We start from the raw sequence: 9,127 nt of genomic DNA on the forward strand, positions 1-9,127 counted from the left end.
CAACAAGATACGGGCACGGGTCAGTTTGCGAGCCGAGTGCTTTCCAGTCCTCAACAGGGTTTCTAGCTGTTGAACTTCGGCATCCGTTAAATCGACGATGTAACGCTTCTGACCCATAATGATCTTCCTGGATTTGAGTCACCTTACCAGAAATAACCCCACCAGGCAAAGTTCCCTTGGCAGACTACTAGTTAAACTCGTAGCAATAACGATGTGCAGTACCCACCAGGGGAATTCATGCAAGACTTAATCACAACTGGGTATGGCAACGAGTGGTTGGGAAATGTCCACAACAGCGGGATAAAAATGCCTCGATGATTGGGGCGATCGGCGAGAAGTATTTTGTGTTCTGCATTGTCCTCGTTTGGCTCCCCCGGCTCGACTGAGGCTCATTTCAGTCGTGATGCCTTTTGTTAAAGAGTGTGATTGAGCAAGAGTCGGAGTCGCCTTGAGGTCTCATGATGGGACTCCAAAAACCGTTCATGCCGCATTACATTAAAAGGCTTCAGTCTCGTTGCCAAGATTCAGTTAATCCATCTTTTCTGATTCATGCAGAAGGTTTATTAATGGTTCACTGTATCTTGGTCAGAGCAAGCATTTTGGGCTAATTGCATTTTATGACAGCGTCGCTTCAATTACCTCAGAAAGTAGTTTGTAACACAAACAACCTGTTGCGGTTTGTTTAACTTGGTTGCTACTGGACTAAATAAACGATTCGCTATTCACGCTCCGCTTTTATGTTGCCTCATCAGCTTCAGAATAAAACCAGAGATCGTCTGTCCGTTGAGAGCGAGGCATTTTCGATTAATTCTCGAATCTCCAGAGATATCGACGAGCAGGCAAACAGCCTTGACGGATGGAACCAAACTTATGAACAGCTTTCTGCCGGAGCGTTTCTAGGTCGTACCGTTGACCTTTGTTTCAATGGCATCCAGCTTTTTCGGGAAACGACCCATCAACATCTGTATCAAACGGGTTCGCCTCGCCCTGGATGTGATGTTTTAGCAGTGCCGATCGCGATGGAAGGGCGGGCTGTGTTTTCGGGTCAGACGGTTGACTGTAATCACTGCATGATTTTACGGGCAGATGACTCGCTGGATTTCTGTTCCCCTCGTTACTGTGATCTTGTGACCATAGTGCTTCCACCAGAACTATTACAGAAATACGTGATACAGGTCGCAGATTTAGATTTGCTCCGGGTTCTTCAGGGAAGCGGGGTGCGATCACCAAATCCGTTTGTGATCAGCGCATGGCGAACATTTCTCCTGAATGTCCTGGATTCAATTTGCACGGCTCCTCATCAGTTACAACATACCAACCTGCGTCATGCTCTCGCACAAGACCTGCTCTGGAACTTGATCACCGTGCTTGAAAGTTTACAGTCTGCTCCACGTCCGCTTGTTTTGACCCCGTCTCGTCGTCAAGTGGTAGAGCGAGCAAAGGCTTATTTTGAAGAGCATATTGAGGAGCCGGTTACAGTCACCGATCTCTGTGTGGCACTGAATGTTAGTCGTAGAACTTTGCAATATAGCTTTCAGGACGTCCTGGATATTAACCCTGTACGGTATCTTAAAGTCATTCGATTAAATCATGCACGGAGGGATCTACGTGCTAATTGTTCTGCTGAAATAACCGTTGGCGATATTGCTGCAAAATGGGGATTTTGGCATCTAGGTCGATTTTCATCAGAGTACCGTCAAATGTTTGGTGAGTTACCGTCAGTGACGTTAAAAAACAGTGCGCTCCGCTACTGAATTTGCTGCTTGTCATCTTTTGCTAGAATTTGCCAATTTTGGATAACGCACATTAGAAAAGTAATTCTAAATTAAGTCAGCATGTTGAGTTGATATTGTTCGCTATCGATTGAGAACAGCTTAATTGGCATTGTTTTTCTAGCATCTCCTACGAATCATGTTCTTGACAGCATCTCCAAAGGATGAGTTGCAAGACTTGGCTCATTTTCCGATGCTCACAGCATTTTGCATTTAATCATGTTCAGCGACTTGCTGTTCAGCAATAAGTTTATTTGAACCCGTCTGCTACAGGAAAGACCATTTAACTGGATTATTGAAGGAGTACTTTGATCATGACTGCTGTTTACAATTCTCCCTCTGCGCGAACTGCTCCTTCTGCGGCTGTTCATCCTCTAGAGCCGTTGAGTGCAGCAGAGATTTTGGCAGCACTCGCCATTCTTAAAGCAGAGAAATCGCTGGGCGATCGGGTTCGGTTTATTTCGACCACGCTGCATGAGCCGTCTAAAAACGTCGTCCTTAGCTTTGAGCTGGGAATGCCGTTTGAGCGAGAAGCCTTCATCATTGTGCTGGATAATGCAACTGGGAACACCTATGAGGCGATCGTGTCTCTTACTGTCCAGTCCGTGGTGTCTTGGATACACATCCCCGATGCACAGCCGCCGATTGCGCTGGACGAATTTTTTGATTGCGAAGCAACCGTTAAAGCGAATCCTGAATTTCAGGCAGCGGTGCGAAAGCGCGGCATTACCGATATGGATTTGGTGTGCGTTGATCCCTGGTCAGCAGGATGGTACGAGGATGACCTCGCAGGCGATCAGGGACGGCGGCTATCGAGGGCACTATGTTGGGTTCGCAATAATCCCACCGATAACCTGTATGCTCACCCCATCGATGGGCTGATTGTGATTGTTGATCTCAATGCAATGGAAGTCGTGCGCGTTGAAGACCATGCCCTGATTCCGGTACCGACTGAGCCGAGCAACTACACCAGTGAGTCTGTGAAAGACCTGCGGACTGATTTGAAACCGCTAGAAATTATTCAGCCTGAGGGTCCGAGCTTCCAAGTCATAGACGGGTACGAGATTCGCTGGCAAAAGTGGCGGATGCGAATTGGTTTTACGCCGCGTGAAGGATTGGTGCTGTACACCGTGGGCTACGAAGACCAGGGTCGGGTGCGTCCCATCCTCTATCGCGCCTCTCTGGTGGAAATGACGGTTCCCTATGGCGACACCAATATTACTCAGTGCCGCAAGAATGCCTTTGATGTTGGAGAATACGGCGTCGGCACCCTGGCAAACTCCCTCAAGCTGGGCTGCGACTGCCTGGGTGAGATTCGCTATTTCGATGCGGTGATGGCAAACACGCGAGGCGAGATCGTGGAGATTAAAAATGCAATCTGTATGCACGAAGAGGACTACGGCATCCTCTGGAAGCATACTGACTGGCGCACCGATCAGGTAGAAGTACGGCGATCGCGTCGCTTAGTTCTCTCTTTCATTGCTACCGTCGGCAACTACGAATATGGCTTCTTCTGGTACTTCTATCAAGACGGCACGATTCAGTACGAAGTGAAGCTAACGGGCATGATGACGACTGGAGCCGTGATGCCGGGAGAAAAGCCCGTTTATGGCACCGAACTGACCCCCCAGCTTTACGCTCCTAACCATCAGCACGTTTTTTGCGTTCGTATGGATATGTCGATCGACGGCATGAATAATTCTGTGTACGAAGTCGATACCGAAGCTGTTCCAATGGATGAAAACAATCCCTATGGCAATGCGTTCTACGCGAAATCTACGCTGTTATCCACCGAGCAGGAAGCACAGCGGCTCATCGATCCCTTTAAGGCACGCTACTGGAAGATTGTGAATCCCTCAGTGCAGAATCGCATGGGCTATCCGGTGGGCTACAAGCTTGTTCACGGCGAGAACGGGCTGCCCTTTGCTCATCCTGAATCCAGCGTAATGCAGCGGGGTGGCTATATGTTGAAGCATTTGTGGGTGACGCCCTACGATTCTGAAGAGCGGTTCCCCGCAGGTAATTATCCCAACCAGCATTCCGGCGGTGAAGGATTGCCGCAATGGACGCAGGCAAATGAATCGCTCGAAGACACCGATCTCGTTCTCTGGTACACCTTCAACCATAACCATATTCCCCGCTGCGAAGATTGGCCCGTAATGCCTGTCTCCTATATTGGCTTTATGCTCAAGCCTGTGAATTTCTTTGATCTCAACCCGTCTAACGACGTCCCTCCCTCGCCTGCAAAGCACAAGTGTCACTAAAACAAATTCATCCTCAAAGACGCTCTGATGGATACTCACGATAAGCTTCCTACCGCCATTGCTACCTCCGATTTACGTTCTGGCTATTTAGCGTTTTCGGAAGTATTCGCTTAATCGATCGCCAATATTGCGCCGAGGGCAACTCCTGCCCTCACTATCGCTCTTCTATTTGCCAGTGCGGGGACGGGACGTGGTTTACCTATGCGATCGCAACGCTGGGGCTGGTGTTTGTCGGCTTAAACATTAATCAATTTGTCCGTCGCTCTGCTTCGCCCGGTTCGCTTTATACGTATATTGCAAAAGGACTGGAACCAACACCGGTGTGATTACGGGCTGGGCATTGATCGCCGCCTATTTGTTTAGAGGGATGACGGTTCTCTGTGGGTTTGCCAATTTTGCCCAAGGGCTGCTGTCCTTAAATTAGCATCATTCCGTCTCCCGTTTTCTGATTGTCTATGGGATCGTTGGCGTTATGATTATGCTCATTCCACTGATTAGCAGCATCGGAATTCCTGGTGAAGCCAGCCTGTTTCCCCTTCCTTCTGCCCCCTTCAATCTCTTTCCTGATCGGTTCTTGCTGTATTTGGCGATCGGGACAGAATGGTTTACTTTCCTGCGGATGCGCTCTCCAAATGTGATCCAGGAAATTCGGGACGATATTGAAGCAATTCATCTTAAATTCAGCGAAATGCCCAAAATCTGACGGGGCGACAAAAAGGGGTTCTGTCGCAAAAAATTTTAGAAGCGCTTGTCCTCGCGAGTGTAACTATCCATCAAATTTCACTGGCTGATTTTGGTTTGCCTGAGCCTTAAAAGGGGACGTTTTCTCGAAGAGGTAATTCGCTGCCAAACTGCTGTATTTGTTTAATTCTGGCAGTCGCCCGATCATCCTCTACCCGATCGGTGCACTCAAGCTGTTCTAAATATTGCTCAACATATTGCTCAACAGAAATCTAGTGCTTTATGAGCCAGTATCCCCCCTTGCAATCGCCTGCTCACCAGGCAATAAATTGGGATAAACCTTCGATCGAGTTTAAAGACTAAACGCTTTACCTAAGCAGAACATTGAACAGATAGCAAGCAATTGGGCTGCAATGGTTCAAAGAACTTGTAGTTGTTACATTGTGCATACATTTCTTTAGGTTTGTTGTTTCTCCGAAAAAATACTTCAATGTAAAATGGTTTTTGTTGATACGCTTACTGAATCTTTACTTTCTTTACTCAAGTTCAAATCTTAAAGATTTTTGCTCATCGAAGATTGAGTATTGTTTCTGTTTTATGCCCTTCGCTGTTTTTCTTTTTGGAAGGTTCTCTATGTCACATTGCCCCTGTTGCTCTAGCCTAATGCTGCGTCAAGTTCAGCGTCATCAAGTGTATTGGTTTTGTCGTCACTGCTGGCAGGAAATGCCATCGATCGAAAAGAAACCTGCCTCTCAGGTAGGCTTGAAACAATTCCTGCCAATTCAGTAGTCTTTAGCGATCAATGCTGAAGGGTGACAATCGGATAAGAATCGCAGTTTTGCATCCTCTTTCAGAAAGTATTGAGTGATGAATTCCCGAATCTGGTCTCTGTGTCGTTTCTCCAAGCAGGCAGTTGTATCTACATCGCTCCACAGTCTAGCTTGTGATTGCTCGGTTACAGCTCCATCACTTCATAAGGGAATTTGCATGACCGTTCATCTGTCGCTAGGACAGCAGTTAGAACACGATCGACTTATCAGCGATATCGCACTCCGAATCCGGCAGTCCCTTGATCTCGACACGATTCTGCAAACGACGGTGGATGAGGTGCGGCAATTTTTGCACACCGATCGCGTGATTATTTTTCGATTTAATCCCGATTGGAGTGGGACAGTAGACGTAGAATCGGTTGGCTCAGATTGGGCTGCCATTCGATCGACTACGATTCACAATTCCTGCTTTTCAGAACAATACATCGAGCCTTTTCGCGCCGGGCTAGTAACTGCCAAAGCCGATATCTACGCGGCTGGACTCACTCCCTGCCATCTGGAGCTGCTGACCCAGTTTCAGGTTCGAGCGAATCTGGTAGTTCCCATTCTGCAACAAGACCACTTGTGGGGGCTGCTGATTGCCCATCATTGCTCGGAACCTCGCCCGTGGCAGAAAATTGAAATTGATTTGCTCAAGCAGCTCGCAGTTCACGTCGGCATCGCGATTCAACAAGCTGAACTGTATCAGCAGCTCGAAACTGAACTGAAAGAGCGCAAAATTGCCGAACAAAAGATTCGTGAACAGGCAGCATTGCTTGATATTTGCACGGATGCGATTACTGTTCAAGATCTGAATCAGCATATTCTGTATTGGAATCGCGCCGCAGAGCAGCTCTATGGCTGGACGGCAAGTGAAGCGATCGGCAGCAGCGTGAAGAATCTGCTCTACAAGTCAGAGAATTATTCCCAGCTTGAAGCGATTCATACAGCGATCGGCCAGCAGGGTGAATGGCAGGGTGAATTGCGACAGACAACTCAATCGGGCAAAGAAATCCTGGTTGAAAGCCGCTGGAACTTGATTCGCGATGAAGCGGGCAGTCCCCAATCAATTCTCGTCGTCAGTACCGACATTACTGAGAAAAAACAGCTTGAAGCTCAATTTCTACGCGCCCAGCGTTTAGAAAGCATCGGTACGCTTGCAAGCGGTATTTCTCATGACCTCAATAATATTCTCACGCCCATTTTGGCAGTGGCTCAACTGCTGCCGCTGAAGTTTCCTGATGCCGATTCAGGCGCACAGCAATTGTTTGACATTCTCGAAGACAGTACCAAGCGCGGTGCTGCCCTGGTTAGGCAAGTATTGTCATTTGCGCGTGGGATAGAAGGAAAACGTACGCCCCTGCAAGTCAAGCACCTGCTGTCGGAGATCAGACAAGTAGCGCAGCAAACTTTTCCGAAATCAATCCAGGTTTCACTCAATCTCGACCCGAAGCTCTGGGTTGTGACTGCTGATCCGACTCAACTGCATCAAGTGTTGATGAATCTTGCGGTTAACGCTCGTGATGCAATGCCTGAAGGCGGCAAACTCAGTTTTACCGCTCAAAATATGGTGATAGACGAACACTATGCACGAATGAACTTGGAAGCGAAAGTTGGACGTTTTGTTGCGATCACGGTGACCGATACGGGAACTGGCATTCCACCAGAGGTCATGGAGCACATCTTTGAGCCGTTTTTTACAACCAAAGAAGACGGGAAAGGAACCGGACTGGGACTTTCTACAGTTAACGGAATTGTCAAGGGTCATGGTGGATTTGTGAGTGTCTACAGTGAAGCCGGACAAGGAACTCAGGTCAGAGTTTATATTCCTGCCTCACCGCAGGTAGAAACTGAACGTGTCGAACCCGAAACGCTTCCTTCTGGACACGGAGAACTGATTTTGGTTGTGGATGATGAACCGTACATTCGCGAAGCTTCTCAAATGACTTTGGAGATGCATGGATATCGAGTTCTAAAAGCTTGCGATGGCATTGACGCGATCGCCCTTTATGCTCAACATAAGGCTGAAATTAGAGGAATTGTGATTGACATGATGATGCCTGCAATGGATGGCGTTACGACAATTCGTACCTTGCAGCGAATGAATCCTGAAGTCAAGATTATTGCCGTGAGTGGATTAGGAGTGAACGATCGCCTTGCCAGAGAAGTAGGAGTGACAGATTTTCTGCTGAAGCCCTATACGGCAGAAGATTTACTGGTTCTCTTAAATCAACGGCTTAAATAAAAGCATTCAAATGCGATCACCGCCAATTTGGTCATCGATGCTTTGTTCAAATCTCTTCTCAACAAATTCTAGAATGCTCAATTTACCTTTACCAGGGTCATATCCTACCTCACATCACTCGACGATTCGCTTTGGTAAACGAACAGTGAATTGTGCTGCTTTCCCGGTTGGACTCACCCATGAGATTTCGCCACCATGCAACTGCGTGCAGGCTTGTACGATCGCCAAATTTAGACTATTAGCCGAAATCGTACCGAAATCGCTGCCGTCACTGTCCTTGCTGCTGTTCCTGACAGATTGAAGCACCTGTTCCCCAGCGGGGAGGTCGGTTCCTTTGTCTTTTACTTCGATCGCAATATGAGTGCTGTTTCCGGTAAGATGCAGTTCGATCTCACTGCCGGAAGGTGAGGATTTGATTGGATTCAGCAGCAGATTAATCAAAATCAACCGCAGGAGCTGCTGATCACCCCAGAAGCCTTTGGTATTGCCTGAGATCTTAAAGGTCAACTATTGGCGATCTTTAAGCCGAGTTTGCTGCTCATCGATCAGATCTGAGATAAATTGCAGTAACTCGAATGGCAGGGGGGAAAATTTGGCTTCGCCCGCTTCAAACTTCTCAAGCAGCAGCAAATCTTCAACGAGCCGAGTCATCTGCCGGGCTTCATCTTCAATGGTTTGCAAAAACTGCTGCTGTTTCGATTCAGTGAGTTTGCTGCTACTGAGTTTCAGGGTTGAGGCGGCTGCCAGAATCACTGCCAGGGGCGATCGATATTCGTGGGAAACGGTTGATACAAGCTGCGATCGAACGGCGTTAAGCTGCTTTTCAGTCGCTAATGCCTCCAGCGTCTCCGTAAGCTGATTGGACTGTTGCAGAGCGATCGCCAATTGATTGACAAAATCCTTGAGGAAACTGACTTCATCAACCTGCCACTGCCGCTGGCTTGAATTCTGGCACGCCACTAGCAAACCCCAAACTGCAAAAGAAGAGCGTTGCGAAGCTAAATTATCAGCAGAAGACGGAAGCAGGATAGGAGCCAGAAGATAAGTTTCTTTTTTACCGCTGCCTGAAATCGCTGTCGAAACTTCAGCAGACTGATTCAAGCAAGTTGTTGAACTTGTCTTGCAACCCAGTGAATAATTTTCAGATAGGAAAGAAACAAACTGTTGAATCGGATCATGAACCCTGCTCAACCCTGTTTCAAACCGTTTGATTAAGGCAGGCAGGAACTCAGTATTGCTTGATTGATGATTGAACCGATGACTAGATGAATGACGGGAAGGATGATTAGACGAAGTAACCTGGTAGATCATGACGCGATCGCATTCCAGGACGCGCTGTACCTGAGTTGCTGCCGT

At 47.7% G+C, this 9,127-nt stretch carries 7 protein-coding genes; 5 read left to right on the forward strand and 2 right to left on the reverse strand.

Annotation, left to right across the window (positions count from 1 at the left end; genetic code table 11):
* The first annotated feature begins 737 nt into the window (after positions 1 to 737).
* The 5 genes from H6F80_RS14540 to H6F80_RS14555 all read left to right on the forward strand — a co-directional run bounded on the left by H6F80_RS14540 (position 738) and on the right by H6F80_RS14555 (position 7,771).
* Positions 738 to 1,754 carry a helix-turn-helix domain-containing protein gene (locus H6F80_RS14540; RefSeq protein ID WP_190792249.1) on the forward strand — a complete coding sequence of 339 codons (1,017 nt, stop codon included), beginning with the start codon at positions 738 to 740 and terminating at the stop codon, positions 1,752 to 1,754.
* 332 nt (positions 1,755 to 2,086) lie between these two features.
* Positions 2,087 to 4,036 carry a primary-amine oxidase gene (locus H6F80_RS14545; protein ID WP_190792250.1) on the forward strand — a complete coding sequence of 650 codons (1,950 nt, stop codon included), beginning with the start codon at positions 2,087 to 2,089 and terminating at the stop codon, positions 4,034 to 4,036.
* A gap of 478 nt (positions 4,037 to 4,514) precedes the next feature.
* Complete coding sequence (locus H6F80_RS14550) at positions 4,515 to 4,739, forward strand: hypothetical protein (RefSeq protein WP_190792251.1); 225 nt, start codon at positions 4,515 to 4,517, stop codon at positions 4,737 to 4,739.
* A gap of 641 nt (positions 4,740 to 5,380) precedes the next feature.
* Positions 5,381 to 5,506, forward strand: a complete 126-nt coding sequence (locus H6F80_RS30420; RefSeq protein ID WP_277879159.1) for a hypothetical protein — start codon at positions 5,381 to 5,383, stop codon at positions 5,504 to 5,506.
* Positions 5,507 to 5,704: 198 nt separating this feature from the next.
* Positions 5,705 to 7,771 carry a hybrid sensor histidine kinase/response regulator gene (locus tag H6F80_RS14555; protein ID WP_199296585.1) on the forward strand — a complete coding sequence of 689 codons (2,067 nt, stop codon included), beginning with the start codon at positions 5,705 to 5,707 and terminating at the stop codon, positions 7,769 to 7,771.
* Between the two features lie 114 nt (positions 7,772 to 7,885).
* Here the strand turns inward: H6F80_RS14555 and H6F80_RS14560 are convergent, their stop codons facing one another.
* Together H6F80_RS14560 and H6F80_RS14565 are read right to left on the reverse strand one after the other, a co-directional pair.
* Positions 7,886 to 8,278 (reverse strand): ATP-binding protein, encoded by a 393-nt coding sequence (locus tag H6F80_RS14560; RefSeq protein WP_190792253.1) that lies wholly within the window; start codon positions 8,276 to 8,278, stop codon positions 7,886 to 7,888.
* On the reverse strand, positions 8,279 to 9,127 hold an 849-nt coding region (locus tag H6F80_RS14565), incomplete at its 5' end, for a GAF domain-containing sensor histidine kinase (protein WP_190792254.1).

The organism is Leptolyngbya sp. FACHB-711 (genome assembly GCF_014695615.1).
Classification (GTDB): domain Bacteria; phylum Cyanobacteriota; class Cyanobacteriia; order Elainellales; family Elainellaceae; genus Leptolyngbya_A.

Coding starts and splice junctions, on each gene's coding strand:
- H6F80_RS14540 (WP_190792249.1), top strand. CDS start 738: ATGTTGCCTCATCAGCTTCAGAATAAAACCAGAGATCGTCTGTCCGTT.
- H6F80_RS14545 (WP_190792250.1), top strand. CDS start 2,087: ATGACTGCTGTTTACAATTCTCCCTCTGCGCGAACTGCTCCTTCTGCG.
- H6F80_RS14550 (WP_190792251.1), top strand. CDS start 4,515: ATGCTCATTCCACTGATTAGCAGCATCGGAATTCCTGGTGAAGCCAGC.
- H6F80_RS30420 (WP_277879159.1), top strand. CDS start 5,381: ATGCTGCGTCAAGTTCAGCGTCATCAAGTGTATTGGTTTTGTCGTCAC.
- H6F80_RS14555 (WP_199296585.1), top strand. CDS start 5,705: ATGACCGTTCATCTGTCGCTAGGACAGCAGTTAGAACACGATCGACTT.